The following is a 24,500-nucleotide window of genomic DNA, read 5'->3' as shown; positions in this document are numbered from 1 at the left end:
CCGTGTTGCTAGAGGCGCACCAGCTCCACGTCATCCATGTGGATGAAGTTGGCGCCGTTGCCCGTGGTGGCGCGGGTGTGGAAGCCCAGCTCCAGGGAGCCGCCCGTGACGTTGATGGCGGGCGTCTCCACCAGCGTCCACGCGCCATACGTGCCCAGGTCCGTGAAGGCCGGCCCGCACGAGGCGCACGTCTTCGCCTGGATGCGCGCCAGGTCGAACCCGCCGCTCTTCCTCACCCACGCGCGGACCTTGTAGTTGCCCGACACGAGCCCCGACACGGTCTGATACGTCCACACCTCGAAGGGCGTCCCGTTCGTCCAATGCGTCAGGTGGTAGCTGCCCGTGCGGCCGCCGTTGTGCGTCTCGCTGAAGTCCGCGGCCTCGGTGCCGTTGGGGCTCCAGGTCGACCAGCCGCTCATGTTCGCCTCGAAGCTGGGATTGGCCAGCGAGGGGCCACTGGAGCCGCCCGCCTGGTACCAGCGCACCCACTCCACCTCCATCGTCTTGCGCTGCCCGGCGGGCAGGTCGATGGCGGCCGGCGAGGCATTGCCATACCAGTTGCCGCCCAGCGCCAGGTTCAGCAGGACGTAGTGGTTCTGCTGGAACGCCGGGTCGTTGTGGACGAAGTCAGCGTTCGCCCGGATCTGGTTGTCCAGGCGGAAGATCATCCGGTCCGCCGTCCACTCCACCTCGTAGACGTGGAAGGCATCCGCGAGGCTGTAGCCCCGGTTGGCCCCCGAACCCCAGTGCTGCACCCCGTTGGACGAGTGCGTGGCGACCTTCATCCACGACGACTCGTTGGAGTGCCATTCCAGGATGTCGATTTCACCGCTCGCCGGCCAGCCGACGTTGGAGATGTTCGCGCCCAGCGTCCAGAACGCCGGCCACATGCCGTAGCCAGATGGAATCTTGATGCTGGCGACGAGCTTGCCGTAGCGCCGCTCCACCTTGCCCTTGGTGTGGATGCGCCCCGAGTAGAACGAGCGCGGCCCATAACCCGCGCAGCGCGAGTCATACGGCCCATCCGACGTCCGCTCGGCGGTGAGGATGAGCTTGCCGCCGCTCACCGTGACGTTCTGCGCGCGAGGGAACTCCAGCTCTCCCGTGCCGAAGTTGCAGTTGTTCGTGACGGGGTCGTGGTTGCTCGTCAGCACGGTCCAGTTGGCCGCGTTCAAGCTCGTGCCGCCGAAGTCGTCCTGCCACGCCAGGTTCCAACCCGCCCCCGGGTCGTACCCCAGCTCCTTCTGCGCCTGACTCGCCAGCGGTACCGCCTCGGGCTCCACCGCCACTTCGCTGCCACAGCCCGCCAGCACCAGCCCAGCAACCACCCACCACGCCTCGGTCCGTCCTGCCATGCATTCCTCCCGGAAAGGGTTGAGACCTCTCTTTCCAGGAATACCAGCATTTCCAACTTCATTGCAGGGGGCTGTGCGGTCCTCTTCAGATGGCGTAGTCCCCCACGAAGACGGAGGCGGTGAGCACATCGGCGCGCACCGCGTCCCCTTCCACGACGCCGAGCGCGTCGAACTCCGGGCGAGACACCTGCACCGTGACTTCGTCTCCGGAGGGCATGCGCAAGAGCACCTTGACGAAGCCGCCCACGGGCTTGAAGCGCTCCACCCTGCCCGTGAAGGGCGTGACTCCATCGGTGGAGACGGAGCGGGCCAGCTTGATGTCGTGGGGCCGCACGAAGGCATGCACCGCCTCGCCTTCCCGCGCGGCGGCGGGCACGGACAGCGCCAGCGCGCCCAGCGACGCCCTGCCCTCCTGGACATGGCCGCGAAGGACGCTCGCCCCGCCGATGAACGACGCGACGAAGGGTGACGCGGGCCGGTCATAGATGTCCTCCGGAGAACCCGCCTGCGCCACGCGCCCCTCGCTCATCACCACCACGTGCTGCGAGATTTCCAGGGCCTCCTGCTGGTCATGCGTCACCAGCAGCGTCGTCAACCCGGTGCGCTCATGCAGCGCATGGAGCCACTCGCGCAGCTCCTCGCGCACCCGCGTGTCGAGCGCGCCGAAGGGCTCGTCCAGCAGCAGCACCCGGGGGCGGATGGCCAGCGCACGCGCGAAGGCCACGCGCTGCCGCTGTCCGCCGGAGAGCTGCCCCGGATGGCGCCCACCCAGCGCTTCGAGCTGCACCAGGCGCAGCATCTCGTCCACGCGCGCCTCCACCTCCGCGCGAGGCAGCTTCCGCACGTTGAGCCCGAAGGCGATGTTCTCCCGCACCGTCATGTGGCGGAACAGGGCGTAGCTCTGGAAGACGACGCCCACGTTGCGCTGCTGCACGGGCAGCGACGTACAGTCCACGCCGTCGATGAGGACGCGACCGACGTCAGGGACCTCCAGCCCACAGATGAGGCGCAGGAGCGTGGACTTGCCCGCGCCGGAAGGCCCCAGCAGCGAGGTGATGGCGCCCGCGGGCGCGTGGAACGAGACGTCCGAGACGGCGGGACTTCCACCCGGGGAGAACCGCCGGGTGAGCTGCTCGACGATGATGCTCATGACACCTCACTCCTCCACTCCACGTACTTCTTCAGCACCAGCGTCACGAGCGCGAGCAGCGTGAGCAACGACGCCACGGCGAACGCTCCCGCGAAGTCATATTCGTTGTAGAGAATCTCCGCGTGCAGCGGCAGCGTCGTGGTGACGCCGCGCACGTGCCCGGATACCACCGAGACGGCTCCGAACTCCCCCATCGCCCGCGCGTTGCAGAGGATGACGCCGTAGAGCACGCCCCACTTCACCTTCGGCAGCGTGACCCGCAGGAAGGTGCGCCAGCCGCTCGCCCCCAGCGTCAGCGCCGCCTCCTCCTCGTCGCTGCCCTGCGTCTGCATCACCGGCAGCACCTCGCGCACGACGAAGGGCAAGGTGATGAACACCGTGGCCAGCACGATTCCCGGCACGGCGAAGATGACGTGCACGTCATGCTCGGACAGGAACGGCCCCAGCCAGCCCTGCCGTCCGAAGAGCAGCACGAAGATGAGCCCGGCGATGACGGGCGACACACTGAACGGCAGGTCGATGAGCGTCAGCAGCAGCGCGCGCCCCCGGAAACGGAACCGCGCCAGGAGCCACGCCGCCGCCAGACCGAAGACCAGGTTGAGCGGCACCGCGATGGCCGCCGCCGTCAACGTCAGGACGATGGCGGAGCGCGCCTCCGGCTCGGTGATTGCGGCCAGGTACGCCTCCCAGCCCTTCTGGAAGGCGAAGGAGAAGACGGCGAGCAGCGGGACAACGAGGAAGACGGCCAGGAAGCCCAGCGCCAGGGTGATGAGCGTCCATCGGACCCACGGAGAACCCTCCAGCGTCCGAGCCCTTCGTCGGGGCAGATGTATCGTCGGAGCGAACATGCCCGTCACGCTCCAGGCCCGGCTTCCAGCCGGCGGTGGCTCCAGCGCTGGAGCAGGTTGACGATGAGCAGCAGGAGGAACGACGCCAGCAACATGACGACGGCGATGGCCGTGGCCCCCGCGTAGTCGTACTGCTCCAGCTTGGTGACGATGAGCAGCGGGACAATCTCCGTGCGCAGCGGCATGTTGCCGGAGATGAAGACGACGGAGCCGTACTCCCCCAGCGCCCGCGCGAAGGCCAGGGTGAAACCGCTGAGCAGCGCGGGGAAGATGGCCGGGAACAACACGCGCGTGAAGGTCTGCCACGGCGTCGCCCCCAGCGTGGCCGCCGCCTCCTCCACGTCCACGTCGATGTCCTCCAGCACGGGTTGCACCGTGCGCACCACGAAGGGCAGGCCGATGAAGGTCAGCGCCACGGCCACGCCCACGGAGGTGTAGGCCACCTTCAGGCCCCAGGCCTCCAGGTACTGGCCGTACCAGCCCTTCGCGGAGAACAGCGTGGTGAGCGTCAGCCCCGCCACCGCCGTGGGCAGCGCGAAGGGCAGGTCCACCAGCGACTCCACCAATGAGCGGCCCGGGAAGCGGTAGCGCACGAGCACCCAGGCCACCAGCAGCCCGAAGACGACGTTGGCCAGCGCCGCGCAGAGCGACGCGCCAAAGCTGAGCCGGTACGCCGCGAGCGCCCGGGGCGCCGTCACCGTCTCCCAGAACTGGGGCCACGTCAGGGAGAACGTCTTGAGGAACAGGCTCGACAGCGGAATGAGGACGAGCAGCCCGACATACGCCCAGGTGAAGCCCAGGGACAGCCTGAAGCCGGGCAGGACGTGGCGGCGAGTGAGCGAGGCCATGGCTCAGCGCGCCTGGGGGACGTAGATGCGGTCGAACACGCCGCCATCATCGAAGTGGGCGGCCTGGGCCTTGCGCCAGCCACCAAAGACTTCGTCGATGGTGAAGAGCGTCAGCTTCGGGAACCGCGCGCCCTGCTTCAACGCCACCGCCTCCGAGCGAGGGCGGTAGTGGTGCTTCGCCGCGAGCCGCTGCCCCTCCTCCGAGTAGAGGAACTGGAGGTACGCCTCCGCCACCGCGCGGGTGCCGCGCTTGTCCACGTTGCGGTCCACCACCGACACGGGAGGCTCGGCGAGGATGCTCGACGACGGGACGATGATTTCGAAGCGACCCTGCCCCACCTCGTCCGTCAGCAGGAAGGCCTCGTTCTCCCAGGCGATGAGCACGTCACCCAGGCCGCGCTCGGCGAACGTCGTGGTGGCGCCCCGCGCCCCCGAGTCGAGCACCGGCACGTTGCGGAACAGCGCGTCCACGAAGGCCCGCGCGGACTCCTCCGTGCCGCCGGGCTTGCGCAGCGCATGGCCCCACGCGGCCAGGTAGTTCCAGCGCGCGCCTCCGGAGGTCTTCGGATTCGGGGTGATGACGGCGACGCCCTCGCGGACCAGGTCATCCCAGTCCTTGATGCCCTTGGGGTTCCCCTTGTGCACCACGAAGACGATGGTGGACGTGTACGGCGCGCTGTTGTTCGCGAGCCGCGTCTGCCAGCCCTCGGGGATGAGCGACGCCTTGTCGTGGAGCATGTCCACGTCGTAGGCCAGCGCCAGCGTGACGACGTCCGCGTCCAGCCCGTCGATGACGGCCCGCGCCTGCTTGCCGGAGCCGCCATGGGACTGCTTGATGGAGACCTTCTGCCCGTGCGTCGCCTCCCAGTGCTTCGCGAAGGCGGCGTTGACGTCCACGTACAGCTCTCGCGTGGGGTCATACGAGACGTTGAGCAGCGTGACGGTGCTCGGGGTGGCGGACTCACCGCCGGACTTCGAGCATCCGGAGAGGGCGAGCAGGACGAGCAGGGACAGCCGGAGTGGGACGCGCATGACGAGGCCTTTCACCAGCTCACCTGGAAGCGGGACATGACGACGTCCTCGGGGATGCGGTCTCCATCCACCGCGCCCCCATCGAAGCTCGTGTGGTCGAAGGACGTGGCCACGCGGACGTTGCCGTTGAGGTACCAGTTGGCGACCGCGCCCCACCCTCGCGCGCCGCGCGCCGAACGCGTGGGGTCCGCGTAGATGGGGAAGGCCTCCGGGTCGACATGCAGCGCGGAGTAGCGCGCCCCCAGCTCCACCGCGCCCCAGCCGCCCGTCTCCGCGCCCAGCGGATCCGTCGGCTTGACGCCGTCATAGGCCGCCTTGCCCCCGAAGAGGACATACGACGCGCTGGCCTGCCACGACTCGAAGCGCAGCCGCGCGTGCTGCGCTCCCAGGTTGACCTCCTGCGTGGACGACACGTACTCGGCCATCGCGCCGACGGGGCCCACGTAGAGGTAGCCCTGGGGCGACAGCCGCACGTGCTCGCCGTGGGCAATCACCGTCTCCCCCGCCCCCGTGCCCGTCCGGAAGATGAAGAACGTCTGCTGCCCCATGGTGCGCAGCGGCGCCTCGCCCGTGGTGGACGCCGAGCCGAACTGCAGCCCGCGCGACGCGGCGATGCCCAGCCCCAGGCCGGAGAGCTGCTTGAACTTCGTGGCTCGGAACGGATGCGTGAACAGGCGCGCGGCCAGGTCGAAGCTGTCATCCAGGTTGGTGTCCGCGCTGGCGCCGTCCGCGGTGCCATTGAAGGCCCCCACCGCGTAGTTCAGCGTGCCTTCGAGGAAGTCACCATGCACCATCACCCCCACGTCCCGGTTGGGCACCAGGTCCGTGGGCAGCGCGCGCTCGATGAAGAGCGTGTTGATACCGGACTGGTTGCGCTCGAGCCCCACCGGAGGGCGGAACTTGCCCACTCGCACGCGCACCGCCTTGCCAGGCCGGTACTCCAGATACGCATCCCAGAGCGGCGGCACGTTGGCCGCGAAGTCCGTCAGCAACCGGAAGTCGAACAGGTTGAAGAGCGTCCCCTCCAACAACGGACGCGCGCGCCGGATGAGCAACGTGGTGGAGCCCGGCCGGTCCGCATCGCTCTCGAAGAAGCGGCCATCCAGTTGGATGTAGCCGCGCAGCTTCAGCATGACCGACTTGTCGGCGGACGAGACGGAGATGCCCTCGGGGGTTGCCTTGACGGCGACGTTCCCCGGAGTGGGTGACGGCGCGGTGGGAGCCGCTTCGGGTGCCGGTGTCTGCGCCGCCGCGCACGGCGCGAGCAGCCATGCCAGCCCGGCGGCCAGCCATGAGCAACGGTGCGGTGTGGGACCTGCCATGCGGAACCTCGACTGCGAGAGGAGCGCGATGGACGGCGGACTCGGGAACCAGAAAGCCGAAAGCCCACCTCCTCGCGGATGGTGGGCTCGTCGAACCAGCTCAACCCTGGGCGTTCAGGCCTAGGGGCGAGAGGCGCCCACCGCAGGTGCGTGACAGCAGCAACATGCGTGGGTCGTCAGGCGGGCCATGAAGTGCCACCACGATGCCCGGCACCCTCTGGCTTGTCAACGCACCCCACCGTGACGAACCCGCTGACTCCTTCCCTTTCCAGCGTGGTCAGCGACGTCCTTCGTCCACGGAATGCCGCGCACGCGGCCTCCCTGGTGCAATGCATATCTCACCATGCAAATCACGTATAATCAGAACTCCACGTCAGGAGCTCCGCATGTTCACTCGACGTAATTTGGCGTTGGTTCCACGACTCGCGCCGCTGCTCGCCGCGCTGTTGTCCTCCCCGGGTGCCCTCGCCGCGGAGCGCCCCTCCCTGGTGAACACGCGCATCTCCACGCCCTTCGGTGCGAACGGGCATTCCTCCACCCTCGACGGGCGCGTCTTCGTGGGCAACATCCGGGAGGACCAGGCGACGACGACGACGACGTGGCTTGCGCGCGTGTTCCGGCCGGAGGCGGTGACGTACGACGCGCAGGGCAAGCCGGGCTTCTCCACGGCCTTCTCTCCGGGACGAAGCACCCAGGTGACGAACGGGGAGAACGCGCTCGCGTTCTGCTTCACCAACCCGGCGCAGCCCTACGTCCTGTCGGGAGGGCTCGCGGTGTATCAGCCCTTCCTCTTCGACTCGCAGATGTTCAACGGGCCCAACCGCTTCCGTCGCCGTCCGGTGGACATCCGGGTGTCACAGCCCTTCACCCCGCAGGCGGACATCTCCTCGTTCACCACCGGCAACCTGGACTATCTGACCACTGTCACCGGCGCGAGCATCCGAGGCATCGAGCCGACGATGACCTCCGACGGGCGGCTGCTCATCTATCAGGGCGGTCCCGTCAACGACGGCGGCATCGACCACCTGATGTACTCGTACAACGCCACCCCCTGCGCGGCCACGGGCTGGAGCAATCCGCGCCCGCTGTCCATGATGTACAGCGACACCACCGCGGGCGTGAAGCGCTACCCGCTCGCGTGGCAGAAGCTGAAGGCCTCCACTGGCGAGCTCTTCGGTGAGACGACGTCCGGGGCGCTCCTCCGGGCCGCCTACGCCTGGGTGGACCACGAGGGACGCAACGTCACGTACACCGGAGTCGTCTACACGGACGGGGCGCGCCGCGAGGCCGTCAGCCTGATTGGCGCGGACACGGGCTGGACGGCGTACCACATCGATGGCGCCATCAACACGGACCGCAGCGACATCGCCCACCTCTTCTATTCAGGCCCCATGTGGAACCTGGAGCAGGAGCGCGCACCGGAGCAGAACTTCCCGCCGGGCTCCAGCAACGAGGACCACTACCTGCCCGTCACCAAGACGCATGACGTGCTCGCTCTCTTCGGCAGCAACACGGGGGACTACAACGAGGTGGACATCGGCGAGCTGGTGGACCCCTTCCACGTGCTCTCCCTGCCGATGAACGAGCTGGTGACGCGCGCGGGCGCGTATGACCTGACGCGCACCCCGGACCTGTCCGGGAACTTCTACACGGGCACGCTGGTGGGCACCGCGTCCATCTCCGCCGGCAACGCGGTGACGCAGCCGACGTCCGGCTCGCTGTGGGAACCGCACGGCAAGGGCAAGGCGCTCGTCGTTCCTGGCGGTGGGGCGCTCACGGTGAACCTGACGGACGCCTCCGGCACCAGGCCCGGCGTGGGCGGCCTCGCGCGGGGCTTCACCGTGCAGCTCGCGGTCCGCCCGGACACGGGCATCCACACCGGCTGCACCACGGGGAACCCCTATCGGTACCTGCTCCAGAAGGGCAACGCGCTGGACCTCATCTACGAGCCAGACAACACGGTGCAGATGTCCTTCGTCATCAACGGCACGCGCGTACGCCTGGGCCGGAGCCCCGCGCTGCCCCTGGGCGCGTGGACCCACCTGGCCTACACCTGGGACGGCGTCACCGGCGCCTTCGGTGAGTACGTCAACGGAGTGCCCACCGGCCGCGCGCTGCCTGTCGCCACGGGCACCTTCCGGCTGGCCACCGGCGCGCTCGCCATCGGCGCGGGCAACACGCTGAACACGCAGGCCTGCCCCACCAACGGCGAGGGCTCCTTCCGGGGCGCCATCGACGAAGTGCGCTTCTTCTCGCATGCGCGCTCCGCCCGCTCCATCTGCATGTCCTCGCATGGCGCGGACTGCCGGGACGAGGCCATTCAAGAGACGCCCTCCGCGGGCCAGTTCGGGATGAGCCAGCAGCAGCCGACCTGCAACACCTACGCGGCCCTGGGAACCCTGGCGTGCGCGTCCGCCATGCACCGCGTCTGCGCGCAGCGCGGCGCCCACGACGCGCTGGCCACCACGACCAACACCTACGAGACGATTCAGCAGCTCATCGGAAACCGCCCGCCCATCTCCCTGCTGGGCGCGCTGGCCGGCGCCACGACGACGGACGTGACGGTGGCGTGTGCCCCCATCCAGCATGAGAGCCTGGGCGTCACCTTCGAGGAGCTGGCGCGCAAGCACGCCGGCTGTGTGGACGAGCGCGTCGCGCAGAGCTTCGACTGCTCCGCCGCCGTGCACCGCTGGTGCAACAGCCTGGGCTGGAGCACGGGGCAGATCTTCGAGATGACGTCGCGCCCCTGGGTGGGCTGCTTCAACGCCGGGCTCATCCAGGACGTGGCCAAGGACCTGCTCGGCCCCGCGTCGAGCGCGGGCAACTTCAGCTCCACCGACTCCAAGCTGGAGGTCAGCAAGTGGTGCCAGACGCAGGGATATGGCGCGGGCGTGGTGCAGGAGCTGGGCGCGGGCATCCAAGCCAACGTGCACTGCTTCCAGCCCGCCGTGACGGTGCCCTGGAAGCTCAATCCGTGAAGTGACACCAGAGGCCCCCTGGAGTCGGAAGGGGGCCTCCGGGAGTTGCGTCAGCCAGGTGCGGCACGCCTCGTCCCTGCGCCGCCCCATGCTAGCCTGAGCGCACTCCATGAACTTTCGCTTCCAGTGCTGGGTGCAGCGTCACGCCAGCGGTCGGGTGACGCTCACACCCCTGTCCCTGCCTCATCTCGCGGTGCACGCGGACACCTTGGAGAAGGCCACCGAGGAGCTGTCGCTCGCGCTCGATGACCAGCTCACCCGCATCCATCCGCGTCGCGTGCCGGAGTTCATCGCCGCGACGGGCGGCACGCTGCACACGCTGGAGCTGGACGCGATTCCCGTCTGGGGCAATGAGGAGAACACCCTCGCGCCCCTCACCTTCGCCTCGGCCGTCGCGCCCACGCATCAGTCCTACCTCGGGCTGCATGCGCCCCGGCTGGAGACGCACCTGTGGTTCCAGGGCAAGAAGGTGCCCGACGATGCCGCCGAGCGGCTGCGCGAGCAGCTGGAGGGACTGCCCGACGCGCGGCTCCTCGCCCTGCGCGCGGATGGCGGCGAGGCCCTGATTGACGTGGAGGTGGAGGCCACGCCGACGCGACTGTCGGCCCTCACGCCCCGCCAGCTCCACCTGGATATCCGCCCACCGCCCCGTCCACCGGACGCGCCCCCCGAGGAGCCACCGGCCTCCAGCCTCTCGATAAGCCTCGACGCGGACGACGACGAGGACGCGCTCGACGAGGACACCTGGGAGCCCCGCAAGCGCTCCCGTCGTCGCGAGCCGGGAGCGAAGCCGGAGAAGCCGCCGCCCACGCCCACGCTGGACCGCATCGCGGTGCCCTGGCATCGGCTGGCGACGGAGGGACAGCTCGACCCCGCCTATGAGCAGGACGCCCTGGTGACGCTGCTGCGAGCCCGGCTGGCCGCGAAGGACGCGGAGGCCGTGGTGCTGGTGGGCCCCTCGGGCGTGGGCAAGTCCGCGGTCCTCCATGCGCTCGCGGAGGCGCTCCAGGCCTCCACCGCCACTCCCGCCGAGAAGGCCCGCCCCTTCTTCTTCGTCGACGGCAGTCGCCTCATCGCCGGAGAGGGCATGTGGGGCGACTGGCAGCAGCAGGTGCTGAAGTCCTTCCGCGAGGCGAACGAGTCCCGCTCCATCCTCTCGTTGGGCCACGCCATCGACCTGCTCGACGCGGGCAAGAGCGCGCACAGCGACCAGAACGTGGCCCAGCTCCTGTTGCCGCTGCTCGTCACCCGCGAGGTGTCCGTGGTGGCCGAGGCCACCCCCGAGGCCTGGGCCCAGGTGGAGCGCCGCAACACCAGCTTCGCCCGCTTGTTCTCCGTCGTCCGCGTGGAGGAGCCGACACCGGACGCGCTCGCCCGAATCCTGACGCGCGTGGCCCAGGACACGCCGAGCGCCACGCCCCTGGAGGTGCTGCCCGAAGCGCTGGAGGAGTGCCGCTTCCTGTGCCGGCGCTTCCTGCCGTATGGCGCGCAGGTGGGCAACGCGGTGGCCTTCCTCCGACGGTTGATCGCCACGTGCGCCCACGCGGCCCAGCCTCGAGTCATCCGTCTGGACGCCGTGCGCCAGTTCGCCTCCGAGTCCGGCATCCCGGAAGCGCTCTTGCGCGACGACGTGCCGCTGGAGCCCGCACAGGTCCGTGCGTTCCTCACCACGCGCGTGCTGGGACAGCAGACGGCGGTGGAGCGCGTCTCCTCCGTGGTGTCCGTCCTCAAGGCGGGGCTCGCGGACACGCGCAGGCCGCTGGGCGTGCTGCTCTTCGTGGGCCCCACGGGCGTGGGCAAGACGGAGCTGTCCAAGGCCCTGGCGGAGCTGCTCTTCGGCTCGCGCGAGCGCATGGTGCGCCTGGACATGGGGGAGTACGCGGGGCCGGACGCGCTGCTGCGCCTGCTGGGCGACGGCGCGACGCCGGGCTACCTCTCCGCGGCCGTGCGCCGCCAACCCTTCTGCGTGGTGCTGCTGGACGAAATCGAGAAGGCCCACCCCGCCGTGCATGACGCGCTCCTGGGCGTGCTGGGCGAGGGGCGCCTCACCGACGCGTCGGGACGCTTCACCGACTTCCGCAACGCCGTCCTCGTGCTCACCAGCAACCTGGGCGCCGACACGTGGCGCGCGCGCGTGGGCTTCGACTCGCTGGGCGGCGTGCCCGACGTCGCCGCGCTGCGCACGCACTACCTGGCGGAGGTGCAGCGCTTCTTCCGTCCGGAGCTGTTCAACCGACTGGATGACACCGTCGTCTTCTCGCCGCTCTCCGAGGAGCTGCTGCGCAAGCTGGTCGTGCGCGAGGTGGACGCCATCCGGAAGCGCTCCGGCCTGTCTCGCCACGATGCCAGCCTCGTCGTCTCCGAGTCCGCCCTGGACTGGCTGTCCGCGCGCGGCTTCGACCCGCGCTACGGCGCACGGCCCCTGAAGCGCGCGCTGGAGCGGGAATTGGTGGTGCCGGTGGCGGCCTGGCTCGCGGCGCACCCGAAGACGGGGCCGGTGCGCCTGCACGCGGAGGCCAGCGGCGACGGGCTCACGCTGCGCGCGGAGGCCGTGGGTGGCGCGGCGGAGGGCGTGGGACGGCAGGCCATCGAGCAGGTGCTGGAGGACGCCGCCACGCTGCGCGCGGAGGTGCAGCGCTGGAGCCGCTCGCCGCCCATGCTCGCGTTGCGGCGGGAGCTGGCGGTCTTCGACAAGGTGTCCCGACAGGCCTCGTATTGGGAGGAGCGCTCGCTGGCGGAGGAGTCCGCGAGGAAGTCGGGAGACGCCCGCGAGCTGGACAAGGCCTTCCGTGAGTGCTCACAGCAGACGGAGGCCATCGAGGACCTGCTCTTCGAGGCCCACCTGTCACGCGCGGTGGGACAGGCGGAGTCGCTCGCGCGCGACGTGGCCACGCTGCGCGCGACGTTCCTGCCCCTGCGGGAGCGGCTGTACGCAAGCCTCTACCAGTACTCGCGAGGCTCCACCCTGATACTGGTGCCCGGCCGCGGCGCATGGCCGCAGCTCTGCGTCCTGGCGAAGGCCTACGAGCGCTGGTGCAACCGCCACTCCCTGGGCATCCAGCGCGCGCTGCTGTGGACGCCCAAGCCCGCTGACGGAGAGAAGCCGCCGCGCCATCCACCTCCGCCGGACTGGGTCTACCCGAAGGTGGATGAGCTGCTGGACCTCAAGCCCACGCCCTTGGCGTACGCCCTCCATATTTCAGGCGAGACGCGCCCGTTGCTGCTCTCCGCCGAGCACGGCGTGCACCGCTTCGTGGAGGGCAGCCAGGCGGCGCTGGTGCGCGTGTTCTTCACCGCCCACCCTCGCAGTCGGGACGTGCTGCCGGAGTGGGAGAAGCTCGATGCGCTGCTGCCGAAGACCGAGGTCCGGCGAATCCGTCCGGGCTCGACGGACACCTCGGGCGGCTCGGTGGAGGACCTGCGCACCGGAACCCGCGTGCGCTACGGCGGCGGAGGCCTGGAGTTGGATTCCTTGTTGGAGCCCTGGATGAACTGGCGCGTGTTCGGCGAAGCGGAGGAGGACTGACCATGGAACTCAAGCTCCCCCTGATCGTCGCGCCCATGGGCGGACGTCTCGTCGAGGCGTGGGTCCCCGCCTTCTGGCCCAGGATTCACCGCGTGGGCCCCAGCCTGTCCTCGATGAGGGACGACCTGGCGCTCGCCGTCATGGAGCGCTTCGAGAAGGAACACCCGTCGCAGGTGGCCAGCTACCAGCTGCCGCCCCACCTGTCGCTCAAGCACGTGAAGATCGACACCGAGGCGAGAGACCGCGAGAAGGGTCTGCGCGTCGTGCTCAAGGGCCGCATGGCGGTGCTGCTGGAGAAGTGGCCGCGCGATGACTTCTGGGTGGTGACGCCCACGCGGCTCGCGGAGGCCCGCTTCGCGATTCCCGACACGGAGTCCCTGCCCCTCGCGCTCGGACGCAGGCTGGGGGCGTGGTGCCTGGAGCACGGGCTGACGAACCTGGAGGGCTTCTGGGCCCAGGGCCGCGAGCGGCTGGAGCTGCTGGAGGTGGATGCCTATGCGCCCTCCATCCTCCCTCGGACGCCGTTCAAGCCGCCCAAGCCGCCCAGGCGCCGCCGCACCACGGGGAAGGAGACCAAGGTCGCCTCGCCAGAGACCCCGGAGCAGCGCGAGGCGCGACGCAACCGCCGCCGCCTCACGCTCACCGAGCTGCGCGAGGTGGCGCGCAACCTGAGCCACGCCGCGCGGGATGACGGGCTGGAGCACTGCTACGGCCGCGAGGCGCTCGTGCGCGAAGTGGTGGACGCGCTGGAAGGCCGGGAGGGCGCGGCCATCGTCCTGGTGGGGCCGCCGGGCTCCGGCAAGACGGCGCTGGTGCACGAGGTGGTGCGCCGCCTCACCGCGCGCCAGGACGCCGCGGGACAGCGCCGGGACGTGTGGCGCGTGGACGGCAATCAGTTCATCGCGGGGATGATGTACGTGGGCCAGTGGGAGGCCCGCGCGCGCGGCGTGGTGAAGGAGCTGGTGGAGGTGGGCGACCTGCTCTACGTGGACGACCTGGCCTCGCTCGTCTACGCGGGGCGCACCTCCAGCGAGCGCACCAACGTCGCGCAGTTCCTGGAGCCCCACATGGCGCGCGGCGAGCTGACCGTGCTGGCCGAGTGCACGCCCGAGCGCTTCGAGCGGGTGCGCGAGGAGGCCCCCACGCTCGCCTCGCTGTTCCGCGTGGTGCACGTGCCCGCGCTGGAGCCGCGCACCACGCTGCCGGCCCTGCTGGGGACGCTGCGGGAGCTGGAGGGCTCGGGCGAGAGCGGGCCCGCGGTGCGGCTGTCCCCGCTCGCGCTGGAGACCCTGCTGGACCTTCAGCAGCGCTTCGTCGCGCACGAGGCCTTCCCGGGCAAGGCGGTGCGGCTGCTGCGCCGGGTGCTCGCGAGGCCGGGCACGGTGGACCAGAACGTGCGGCGCTTCACGGAGGAGGATGTCACCGCCGCGATGCGCGCGCAGACGGGCCTGCCCGACTTCGTCCTGGGGAGCGCGCCGCCGAAGCCCCGAGAGGTGCTGGAGCGGGAGATGGCCGCGCAGGTGGCCGGACAGCCGGAGGCCGTCGCCGCGGTGGTGGACGCCATCCTCACGCTCCAGCGCTCGCTGCAGCCGCCGGACAAGCCGCTGGCCACCTACCTCTTCGTGGGCCCCACCGGCGTGGGCAAGACGGAGACGGCCAAGGCGCTGGCGCGCACCCTCTTCGGCAGCGAGGAGCGGATGGTCCGCTTCGACATGTCGGAGTTCGTCTCCGCCTCCAGCATCACCCGGCTGCTCGGGCTGCCCGGCGCGCCCGACGGCGAGCTGACGACGGCGCTGCGCACCCAGCCGTTCTGCGTGGTGCTGTTCGACGAGGTGGAGAAGGCGCACCCGCGCATCTTCGACGCGCTCCTCCAGTTCCTCGGCGAGGGGCGGCTGACGGACGGCGCGGGACGCACCGTGGACGCGAGGCAGGCGGTGGTGGTGCTCACGTCCAACCTGGGCGTGCGCGAGGCCGCCGCCCGCACGGGCTTCCACCGCGCTCCGGAAGGCGCGGAGGCGCACTACCTCTCCTCGGTGCGGGCCTTCTTCCGTCCGGAGTTCTTCAACCGCCTGGACCGCGTGGTGCCCTTCCGCTCCCTCACGCCCGCCGCGCTGCGCGTCGTCGTGGAGCACGCCCTGGAGTCGCTGCTGTCGCGGCGGGGCATCCGCAAGGGCAACGTGCTGGTGGAGGTGGAGTCCGCGTTGCTCGACCTGCTGGTGGAGCAGGCGTACGACCCGCGCTACGGCGCTCGTCCCCTGAAGCGCGCGCTGGAGCGACGCCTCACCGTGCCCCTGGCCCACCACCTGGTGCGGCGCGGCGGCGAGGACCTGGCCCGCGTGGAGCTGTTCCGCCGGGGCGAGGACATGGGGCTGTCGGTGCAGTTGCTCATGCGCGAGCCCGCGTGGGCGCGCGAACAGGACCCCACCTCGTGGACACTCCCGGGTTTGGCCCGGGTGCTGGAGGAGGTGACGGCGCGGCTGGAGGCGCTCCTGGCGGCGGAGGCGCGCCCCTCCGAAGGCGAGACTCCGCGCGGTGGCCCCGAGGCCGTGGAGCTGCGAGAGCGCTTGGAGCGCCTGGCGGCGGAGGCCCTGGACATCCGGGAGAACGAGCTGGCGGACCGCGACTTCCTGGAGACGGAGGAGCCCGCGGGCAAGATGGAGCGCCTCGGGTACGCGGCCAGTTGGCGGAGCAGCCGGGGACGTGGCGGACTGCGTCCCCGTCCCAGCTACGGCTCGGAGCCATTGCCGGTGTCCCCCGAGGAACGGCTGCGCCGCTGTCGCCCCAAGGTGGTGAGCCTGCGCGACGAGGTGGAGTGGCTCGCGCACCAGCTCGCCACCCGGGAGCGCGGAATGGAGGTGCGCGCGTTGCTGGTGGAAGGACTCGCGGACTCACCGGACTTCGCGCTGGAGGCCGTGGTGAAGGCACTTCCCCAGGGCCTGGGACGCGTGGCCATCCACGAGGAGCGCGTGGAGCCAGACGGCGGCGTCGCCTGGGCCGCGCCGGGCACGACGCGCCCCGCGGGAGTGCGAGTGCGGCGACAGGTGGTGAGCCTCTCGGCGTTCGGCTTGTCGGAGGTGCTCGCGACGCTGGAGGGCTATGCGCTGGTGCACCTGGGCACGCGGCCCGCGTTGGTCCGCGTGGAGCTGCTCGCGAAGGCACCGGAATTGATGGCGCACGTGTCCCGGACGGTGGCGACTCGCGATGCGGTGAAGCTGACGGAGCGGGAGGCTCGTCGCGCGGGGCAGGCGCCCGAGTCGCCCCAGGGCCACGTCGTCGTGGAGGGCGAGCCCGAGAACATCCTGCATCTGGGGAGCGGGAAGCCTCCCTCCGAGTCCGTGGCCTGGGCGGCACAAGTGCTGCGCGACCCCGCGCGAGGAGGGCGCTGACATGGACAAGAACTTCCATCTGTTCGTGCGGAACTACCCCGGTGTGGGGGTGGCCGCGCACGTGTTGACCCACCCGCATCTGGCCTCGTTCGCGCCGGACCTGGCGACGGCGCGACTGGACGTGGCGGAGGTCCTGCGCCGACTGCTGAAGCGCGGCGAGCTGCGGGACGCGCAGACGCACTGGCCGGACCTGCGCACCAAGAAGATGAACCTCACCGTGCGCGCCGTGCAGCACGGACGGCTGTTGCCCGTGCCGCTCAAGCTCACGGTGGTGACGCGCGGGGGCCGCGGGAAGGCGGAGCGAACCAGCAAGAAGGGCGCGGTGAAGGGCCCCGTGCACGTCTGGGTTCCTCGCGTGGACGTGGAGGGCTCGCTGCAGGACCTCGCGGACCTGGAGGCCTATGTGGACGAGCTGGTCCGCCACGAGCTCTACATGGCGCCACTGGAGCGCCTGCACTCGCTGGCCTACCTGGGCGATGAGACCGTCGAGACCCTCTCCGTGACGGTGAAGGCCCGTGAAGCAATCCGCCTGCGTGCGGTCGAGGAGCCGCGAGGGCCGGTGCGCCGCCCTCCCCCACCTCCCGGTCTCGCCGAGGCGAGTCGCTGCCTCAACGAAGAGGCCCGCGCGGGGCTGTTGGAGCGCGCGTGGGAGCGTGACGCGGAGGTCGGCCTGCTGGCGGAGGCCGTCACGGCCCGGGCGCGGGCGAGCGTGCTCCTCGTGGGCCCGCCCTCCGTGGGCAAGACGTCGCTGGTGCATGAGCTGGTGCACCGGGCGGAGTCCTCCGCGTCGGGCAACGCGCTCCAGGGGCTGGAGGTCTTCAGCACCTCGGGCGGTCGCATCATGGCCGGCATGCGCTACCTGGGGCAGTGGCAGAAGCGCGTGCAGCTCATGGTGAACGAGCTGCGGGTGCGGCGCGCGGTGCTCCACCTGGACAGCCTCTCCGAGCTGCTCTCCCTGGGCGGCGGCGACACGGGCCTGGACGTCGCGCGGCACCTGCTGCCCGCCCTGGAAGGTGGCGAGGTGGCGCTGGTGCTGGAGGCCACGCCGGAGGACGTCGCGCGGGCGGAGCGGACCCATGGCGCCTTCCTCCAGGCGCTGCGACACCTCGTCGTGGACCCGCTGGTTCCGGAGAAGGCACGGGCCGCCGTGCAGCAGGCGTCCCAGCGCGTCGCGAAGGCGCGCAAGGTGCGCTTCACGCCCGACTCGCTGGAGCGCGCGGCGGAGTTGACGGAGCGCTTCGGCGAGGGCCCGCCTCCGGGTGGCGCGGTGTCGCTGCTTCGCGCCGCGACGGCGCAGGCCGACACGGGAACGGAAGTGGACGCGGGCGCGGTGACCTCCGCGTTCTGCACGCGCACCGGCTACCCGAGGGAGCTGGTGGACTCCTCGATTCGCCTGGACCCGGATGCCTTGCTGCGCCGGTTCCGGGAGCGCATCGTCGGCCAGGACGAGGCCACGCTGCTCTTGCGCAACCTCGTCGTCACGCTGAAGACGGGACTGGCGGACCCCTCGCGTCCCCTGGGGGCGTTCCTGCTCCTGGGTCCCACGGGCGTGGGCAAGACGGAGTCGGCGCTGGCGCTGGCGGAGTACCTCTTCGGCGACATCACCCGGCTGGCCCGCTTCGACATGGCCGAGTACGCCGCGCCCGGCAGCGCGGGACGGCTGGTGGGTGAAGGAGGAGGACAGCAGGGAGGCCTCGCGCGGCGCGTGCGAGAGCAGCCCTTCGGCGTGGTGCTGCTGGACGAGGTGGAGAAGGCGGACGCGGGGGTGCATGACCTGCTGCTGCAGGTGCTCGGCGAGGGACGGCTGACGGATGGCACGGGCCGCACCGTCAGCTTCCGGAACACGGTGGTGCTGCTCACCAGCAACCTGGGCGCGGAGTCGGCGTCACGCTCGCTGGGCTTTGGGGGGGACACGCCACGGGACATGGAGGCGCACTACCTGGGCGCGGCCACGGCCTTCTTCCGGCCGGAGCTGCTCAACCGACTGGACCAGGTGGTCCCCTATCGTGCGCTCGCACCGGACGTCATCCGGACGCTGGCGAGGCGAACCCTGGAGGCGGCGCTGGGACGCGAGGGACTCTCGCGGCGCGAGGTGAAGGTGAGCTTTGGCGAGGACGTGGTGGACTACCTCGCGAAGGCCGGCTTCGACGCGCGCTACGGTGCGCGCCCGCTGAAGCGCGCGGTGGAGCAGCACGCCATCGTCCCGCTGGCGCAGTGGCTCGCGACGCATGCGGGCACTCCACATCGACAGGTGATGCTGCGCGTGGGCGCACAGGGCCAGTTGGAGCTGGAGGCCCGGACCTGACTCACGCGCCGAGCAGTCGCACCGGACCGCCGTGGCTCCACGCCAGGATGTCCTCCACCGCGTCGCGGTAGTAGACGGCGTGGTTCTCTCGCGTGGCATAGCCGAGATGAGGCGTGAGCACCGTGTTGGGGAGGGACCTCAACGGGTGCTCGCGTGGCAGCGGCTCGACGGAGAAGACATCCAGTCCCGCACCGGCGATGCGTCGCTCGCGGAGGACGGAGACCAGCGCATCGTCGTCCACCAGCCCCGAGCGTGAGGTGTTGACGAGGTAGGCCGAACTCTTCATCGCCCCCAGCTCCGCCGGGCCCACCACGCCCTGCGTCCGCTCTCCCAAGACGAGATGCAGCGTGACGACATCCGACGAGGTGAAGAGCGTGGCCTTGTCGACGAGGCGAACTCCGGCGGCCTCGGCGCGCTCGGCCGTCAGGCGAGGACTCCACGCCACCACGTCCATCCCGAAGGCGAGCCCCACCTTGGCCACCTGCGTCCCCAGCTTGCCGAGTCCCACGACGCCCAGGCGCTTGTCGGACACCGTCTCCGTCAACCCCGTCTGCCAGCCCCCCGAGCGCATCGAATGGTCCTCGGCGGGGATGCGCTTGAGCAGCGCGAGAATCAACGCCCACGTCAGCTCGGCGGCGGGTGCACCCACCGCGCCCGTGCCGCACACGGTGACGCCCTGGCGTCGACAGGCGTCCAGGTCGATGGCCGCGTTGCGCATGCCCGTGGTCACCAGCAGGCGCAGGCGGGGCAACCGCGTGAGGAGCGACGCGGGAAAGGCCGTGCGCTCGCGCATCGCGACGATGACGTCGAACTCCTGGAGCGCCCCCGCCACGGCGTCTTCTCCCGCGAGCGGCGCGTGGAAGAAGCGCGTCTCGAAGCCGGCGGGGAGTCGAGACCAATCCGCCGAGGTTCGAGCGACGTCCAGGTAGTCATCGAGGATGGCGACTCTCATGGGGCACTCCTCCTGCCGATGACGCTGCCATGAAGGGGGAGCGAGCGCACGCGCGACATCACCCGTTCGCCGAGGGGAAGACCGGGACCCGAGGCGTGGCTCGGCACCAACACGCCTGGCCCGTCCGCACCCCACTCCCTGTCGCCCGGGGACACTCTGCTATCGTCGCCGACGCCCACTCCCCACCGTCGGACCCTCCCTTCATGCGCTGCGTCGACGAGACCGTCTTCATGAAGCTGCTGCTGGGCGAGCTGTCGCCCGAGGAGACCGCCGAGGTGGATGCCCACCTCGACACGTGCGCCTCCTGTCGCACGCTCGTGGCCGAGGGACTGCGCGCCCAGTCCCCGGACAACACCAGCAGCGCGACGCCCACGGAGCCCCTGCCTTCCTCCACGGCCCGCCGTGAAGACGCGGCGCTGGAGAAGGGCACGGCGGTGGGGCGCTACCTCGTCCTCGAGCTGCTGGGCGCAGGAGCCATGGGGGTCGTGTACGGCGCCTATGACCCCGAATTGGATCGCCGCGTCGCCCTCAAGCTGCTGCGCACCGGCGCCCTGGGCCTGGACGTAGAGAAGGAGCGCGCCCAGCTGCTGCGCGAGGCGCAGGCCATGGCCCGCGTCTCCCACCCGAACGTGGTGGCCGTCTACGACGTGGGTACCTTCGGCCAGCACGTCTTCCTCGCCATGGAGCGGGTGGAGGCCCAGACGCTGGGCGAGTGGCTGAAGGCCGCGCCCCGCCCCTGGCGCGAGGTGCTGGACCTCTTCCTGGACGCGGGCCGAGGACTCGCGGCGGCGCACGCCGCGGGCGTGGTGCACGGCGACTTCAAGCCCGCCAACCTCCTCGTCGGCGGCGACGACAACGTCCACGTCACCGACTTCGGCCTCGCGCGCCTGGGCGCATCCACCACGCACGAGAGCGCGCTGCCGCCTCGCGCCGACACCGCCACCACCAAGGTCGTGGAGCGCTCGCTGACAGGCGGCACGCCGGCCTACATGGCGCCGGAGCAGCTGCTCGGAGAGACCCGCGCGGGCGCGGCCGGAGACCAGTTCTCCTTCTGCGTGGCCCTCCACGAAGCCCTCTACGGCGCGCGCCCCTTCGAGGGCACCACCCTGGCCGAGCTGGCCTCGCAGGTGTCCTCGGGACAGGTGCGCCCGCCGCACGCAGGCACCCGTGTCCCTCCGTGGCTGCGCCGCGTGCTGCTGCGCGGACTCTCCCGGCGCGCGGAGGACCGCTTCCCCCACCTGGAGGCCCTGCTCGACGCGCTCCAGAAGGACCCAGCCGCGAGGTGGAAGCGAGGGCTCCAGCTCGTAGGCGCGGTGACGGTGCTGGCCACCGCGGTGGGCCTCACCCACGCGGTGCACACCCGCGGAGCCCGGGCCTGCGCGAGCGCACCGCAGGAGATGACCACCATCTGGGGCCCCGAGCAGGCCGCCGCCATCCAGGCGGCGTTCACCGCCACCGGCCGCCCCTATGCCTCCGCCGCATGGGAGCGCGTGCGCCGGGAGCTGGACGCGTACACCGCCGCCTGGACGACGACGCGCACCACCGCCTGCGAGGCCACACGCGTCCGGGGCGAGCAGCCCGAAGAGGTGATGGCGTGGCGTATGCGCTGCCTCGACAACCGGCTGGCGGATGTCTCGGCGCTCACGCGGCTGCTCTCCCAGGCGGACGCCAGGACGGTGGACGAGGCGCACCGCGCGGTGAAGGGCCTGCCGCCGCTGTCGGGCTGCTCGGAGGCGCTGGCGCCCGGCGGAGGGGCCACGATGCCCGAGGGGCCCGAAGCACGAGAGCGCCACACGGCGCTGCGCGCGACGCTCGCACGAGGCCGAGCGCTCCTGGCCACTGGGCGCTACGCGGAAGGTGTCACGCTGGTGGAGCCGACGGCGCTCGCGGCGAAGCGGACGGCGAACCGTCACGACGGCGCTGAAATCTCCCTGCTGCTCGGAGAGCTGCGCGAGGGAGCCGGAGACTGGCGTGGCGCGGAGGCCTCGCTCTTCGAGGCGCTGAACGCGGCGGAGGCCACGCGCCAGGACGCCGTGGCGGCACGCGCGTGGACGCTGCTGGTGCGCGTGTCCTGCATCGGCCTGGACGAGTACGAGCTGGCCTCTCGCTGGAAGGACCGCGCCGCCGCCGCCATCGAACGGCTGGGCGGTGGCAATGAGCTGACCCGCGTCAACCTCCTCACCTACTCCGGCACCGTCCTGCGCAAGCAGCGCCGCTTCGAGGAGGCGGTGGCGTTGCAGGAGCAGGCCCTGCTGTTCGCGGAGAGCACCTTCGGTCCGGACAGCCTCGAAGTGGCGGACGTGCTCCTGGAGCTGGGCGCCACGCAGTGGGTCCACCCCCGACTCGACGAGGCGCGGGCCCACCTGGAGCGCGCCGCCACCATCACCCGACAAGCCCTGGGCGCCGAGCACCCGGAGGTCGCCCGGGTGCGACTGGCCGTGGTTCCCGTCCTCAGGGACCAGGAGGACTTGAAGCTGGCGGAGTTGATTGCACGTGAGGCCCTCGGCGTCTTCGAGCGCACGCTCGGCCCGGACCATCCTCGCGTCTACGACGCGCTCAACGACCTGGCCTCGACGCTCGTCGTCCAATCGCGCATGGATGAAGCCCTCCCCTTCTACGAGCGCGCCCTGACCATCGTCGCGAAGACAGACGGGGCGGAGAGCTTCGGCGCGTCCGTCATCCACGCCAACCTGGGCGTCCTCTACTTCCAGAAGAACCTCATCGACCTCTCCCTGGAGCACTTCCTGCGGACCGTCGCCCTTCGCGACAAGGTGCGCGGACTGATGGACCCGACGCTGGTGAGCCCGCTGCGCCTCGTCGGAAAAATCATGTTCATCAAGAAGCGCTACGCGGACATGCTGCCCTACTGCCAGCGGGCCGTGGACATCATGCTCCTGCAACCGGATGACAGCTCCGGTCAGTGGACCCTCAGCCACCGGGACTTGGGCACCGCCTTCCTCAAGCTGAACCGGCCCACGGAGGCGCTCGTGCCCCTGGAGCGAGCCGTCGCCGGCTGGGACAAGGCGATGCCGGGGCCCGGGCATCGCACCGAGGTGAAGTTCCTGCTCGCCCAGGCCCTGTGGGAGTCAGGCAAGGACCGCGCGCGGGCCCTGAAGCTCGTCGCCGAGGCGCGGACCATGGCCATGAAGGACGACCCCTCGGAGAAGACGCTCCCGCTCATCAACGAGTGGCTCGCGGAGCACAAGGTCCGCTAAAGCCCGAGCACCACGCTCAACGCGGCGTGGGAGACACCTGCCGCTCGGCGGGACGGCCCCGGCTCCCCGCCGCCCACTCGTCCCAGATGTTGAAGGACTTCAGCTGCTCGGTCAGGTCGGTGGCCTTCATCAGCGCCTCCACCTCCGCGCGCCCCTGACGCGCCAGCCGCTCGTCCATGGTGGCGAAGCCCCACGCCAGCGCGCCCACCACCGCGGCGTTGGTGCGCAGCGTGCGCGCGTCGCACTGCTCGAACTCGTCCGAGCGCGCATGGTAGTTCGGCCCATACGTGGCGGACTCCTGGTTGGCGATGAGGTTGGCCACGCCGCTCAGCATGAAGTCCAGGTTGTCGGTGCCCACCACCGGCACGTCCACCTGCGTGAAGGGCCCCAGTCCCGACACCGGGACGAGCGCGCGCTCCACCAGCGGCACCAGCGGAGGCCGGCCATTGGTGAAGAAGCCGTTGATGCGACCACAGCCGATGTCCACGGACAGCGCCATCACATGGCCATCCAGCTCCGCCGCGTGCGAGCGCACGTAGCCCGCCGAGCCATACATGCCCTGCTCCTCGCCATTCCACAGGGCGAAGCGGATGGTGCGCGCGGGCTTGAGCCCCAGCCGTCGCATCTGCCGCGCCAGGTCGATGAGCATCGCCACGTTGGCCCCGTTGTCGAGCGCGCCGCCGCCCAAGTCCCAGCTGTCCAGGTGCGCGCCCAGCACGACGACTTCCTCGGGGCGCGTGGTGCCGCGCAGCTCACCGATGACGTTCTGCGCCTCGTAGGGCCCGCCCGTCTTCAGCTCCAGCGACGCCTTCAGCGTGAGCGCGGTACCGGCCCGCAGCAGTCGCTGCGCGCGACTGGCGCCATCGCGCTCCATCACCATCATCGGCCGGGTGTTCTTGGCGCCCGTCGACACGTTGTGACGGTAGAGCTGATTGCCCGGCCGGCTGCCCTTGTAGACGACGCCCGCCGCGCCCGCGCTCACGGCGCGCGCCTCGATTCCCACCGCCTCCGCGTACTCGCGGAAGAGGCCGTCCACGTCCCGCAGCTCCTCCGTCTCCACCAACACGAATGCGCCCTTCGCCTTCGTGCCCACGCGCGCGAAGTCCGCCTCGGCGCCTCGGCCGACATCCAGCAACGGCGCGGTGAGGCCTCCCTTCGGCGTCGCGGCGGAGAAGGGCATCGCCGCCACCCGGGGCGTGAAGCTCACGTCCCGCCCCTGCACCGCCGCGCTCGCGGAGTGCTCCAACCACAGCGCGGGCATCCGGAAGGACTCCGCCGTCGCGGGCACACCCGCCGCGCGGAAGCGCTCCAGCGCCCACTTCACCGCGCGACGGTTGGACTCCGAGCCCGTCGCGCGCCCACCCACCTCGTCCACCAGCGAGCGCAGGTCCTCCACCATCGGCGTGGCGCCGAGCACGGCCCCCGTCAACACCATCGCCTCGCGCTCGCGCTCGTCGGGCGCGGCCGCTGGGGCCTCCCCTCGCGCGGGTGACACGAGGACCAGCGACAGCAACGCGGCGCTCCAACTCCACGACCTGCGGGATGGCGTCATATGCCGCAGCTTTCCCAGCCCCACGGGTTTC

At 70.8% G+C, this 24,500-nt stretch carries 13 protein-coding genes; 5 read left to right on the top strand and 8 right to left on the bottom strand.

What is annotated here, in order from left to right; all coding sequences use genetic code 11:
- Nucleotides 1-8 precede the first annotated feature (8 nt).
- The 6 genes from ACN469_RS06085 to ACN469_RS06060 all read right to left on the bottom strand — a co-directional run bounded on the left by ACN469_RS06085 (nucleotide 9) and on the right by ACN469_RS06060 (nucleotide 6,555).
- Nucleotides 9-1,355, bottom strand: a complete 1,347-nt coding sequence (locus ACN469_RS06085) for a glycoside hydrolase family 16 protein (RefSeq protein ID WP_498765068.1) — start codon at nucleotides 1,353-1,355, stop codon at nucleotides 9-11.
- Between the two features lie 85 nt (nucleotides 1,356-1,440).
- Nucleotides 1,441-2,505: a sulfate/molybdate ABC transporter ATP-binding protein gene (locus tag ACN469_RS06080; RefSeq protein WP_498765066.1), complete on the bottom strand. Its 1,065-nt coding sequence runs from the start codon at nucleotides 2,503-2,505 to the stop codon at nucleotides 1,441-1,443.
- Nucleotides 2,502-3,353, bottom strand: coding sequence for a sulfate ABC transporter permease subunit CysW (gene cysW, locus ACN469_RS06075; protein ID WP_498765064.1), 852 nt, complete (start codon nucleotides 3,351-3,353; stop codon nucleotides 2,502-2,504). The genes ACN469_RS06080 and cysW overlap by 4 nt, the downstream gene beginning before the upstream one ends.
- 5 nt (nucleotides 3,354-3,358) lie before the next feature.
- Entirely contained in the window at nucleotides 3,359-4,201 is an 843-nt protein-coding gene (cysT, locus tag ACN469_RS06070) for a sulfate ABC transporter permease subunit CysT (RefSeq protein ID WP_498765062.1), read from the bottom strand.
- Nucleotides 4,202-4,204: 3 nt separating this feature from the next.
- Entirely contained in the window at nucleotides 4,205-5,233 is a 1,029-nt protein-coding gene (locus ACN469_RS06065) for a sulfate ABC transporter substrate-binding protein (protein ID WP_498765060.1), read from the bottom strand.
- Nucleotides 5,234-5,244: 11 nt separating this feature from the next.
- Nucleotides 5,245-6,555: an OprO/OprP family phosphate-selective porin gene (locus tag ACN469_RS06060; protein ID WP_498765058.1), complete on the bottom strand. Its 1,311-nt coding sequence runs from the start codon at nucleotides 6,553-6,555 to the stop codon at nucleotides 5,245-5,247.
- A 386-nt stretch (nucleotides 6,556-6,941) separates the two neighbouring features.
- Between ACN469_RS06060 and ACN469_RS06055 the strand changes: the two genes are divergently transcribed.
- The 4 genes from ACN469_RS06055 (at nucleotide 6,942) to ACN469_RS06040 (ending at nucleotide 18,750) form a co-directional block, all read left to right on the top strand.
- A complete protein-coding gene (locus ACN469_RS06055) occupies nucleotides 6,942-9,533 on the top strand; it encodes a LamG domain-containing protein (RefSeq protein WP_498765056.1) in 2,592 nt (863 codons plus the stop codon).
- A gap of 109 nt (nucleotides 9,534-9,642) precedes the next feature.
- Nucleotides 9,643-13,059 (top strand): ATP-binding protein, encoded by a 3,417-nt coding sequence (locus ACN469_RS06050; RefSeq protein ID WP_498765054.1) that lies wholly within the window; start codon nucleotides 9,643-9,645, stop codon nucleotides 13,057-13,059.
- A gap of 2 nt (nucleotides 13,060-13,061) precedes the next feature.
- The gene (locus ACN469_RS06045; protein ID WP_498765052.1) at nucleotides 13,062-16,445 is read left to right on the top strand and encodes an AAA family ATPase; all 3,384 of its coding nucleotides are present in this window, start codon (nucleotides 13,062-13,064) and stop codon (nucleotides 16,443-16,445) included.
- 1 nt (nucleotide 16,446) lies between these two features.
- On the top strand, nucleotides 16,447-18,750 hold the full coding sequence (locus tag ACN469_RS06040; protein ID WP_498765050.1) for an AAA family ATPase: 2,304 nt from the start codon (nucleotides 16,447-16,449) through the stop codon (nucleotides 18,748-18,750).
- Between the two features lies 1 nt (nucleotide 18,751).
- On the opposite strand, the gene ACN469_RS06035 is transcribed toward ACN469_RS06040, so the two are convergent.
- Complete coding sequence (locus ACN469_RS06035) at nucleotides 18,752-19,702, bottom strand: D-2-hydroxyacid dehydrogenase family protein (RefSeq protein WP_498765048.1); 951 nt, start codon at nucleotides 19,700-19,702, stop codon at nucleotides 18,752-18,754.
- A 203-nt stretch (nucleotides 19,703-19,905) separates the two neighbouring features.
- On the opposite strand from ACN469_RS06035, the gene ACN469_RS06030 reads away from it, so the two are divergent.
- The gene (locus ACN469_RS06030; RefSeq protein WP_498765046.1) at nucleotides 19,906-22,917 is read left to right on the top strand and encodes a tetratricopeptide repeat protein; all 3,012 of its coding nucleotides are present in this window, start codon (nucleotides 19,906-19,908) and stop codon (nucleotides 22,915-22,917) included.
- A 16-nt stretch (nucleotides 22,918-22,933) separates the two neighbouring features.
- Here the strand turns inward: ACN469_RS06030 and ACN469_RS06025 are convergent, their stop codons facing one another.
- Nucleotides 22,934-24,430, bottom strand: a complete 1,497-nt coding sequence (locus ACN469_RS06025) for a M20/M25/M40 family metallo-hydrolase (protein ID WP_498765044.1) — start codon at nucleotides 24,428-24,430, stop codon at nucleotides 22,934-22,936.
- Nucleotides 24,431-24,500 lie beyond the last annotated feature (70 nt).

Origin of the sequence: Corallococcus terminator (assembly GCF_049194865.1) — a bacterium.
GTDB classification, from domain to species: Bacteria; Myxococcota; Myxococcia; order Myxococcales; family Myxococcaceae; genus Myxococcus; species Myxococcus terminator_A.
Note: the sequence above shows the minus strand (reverse complement) of the source record. Positions and strands in the feature narration are given on the sequence as shown.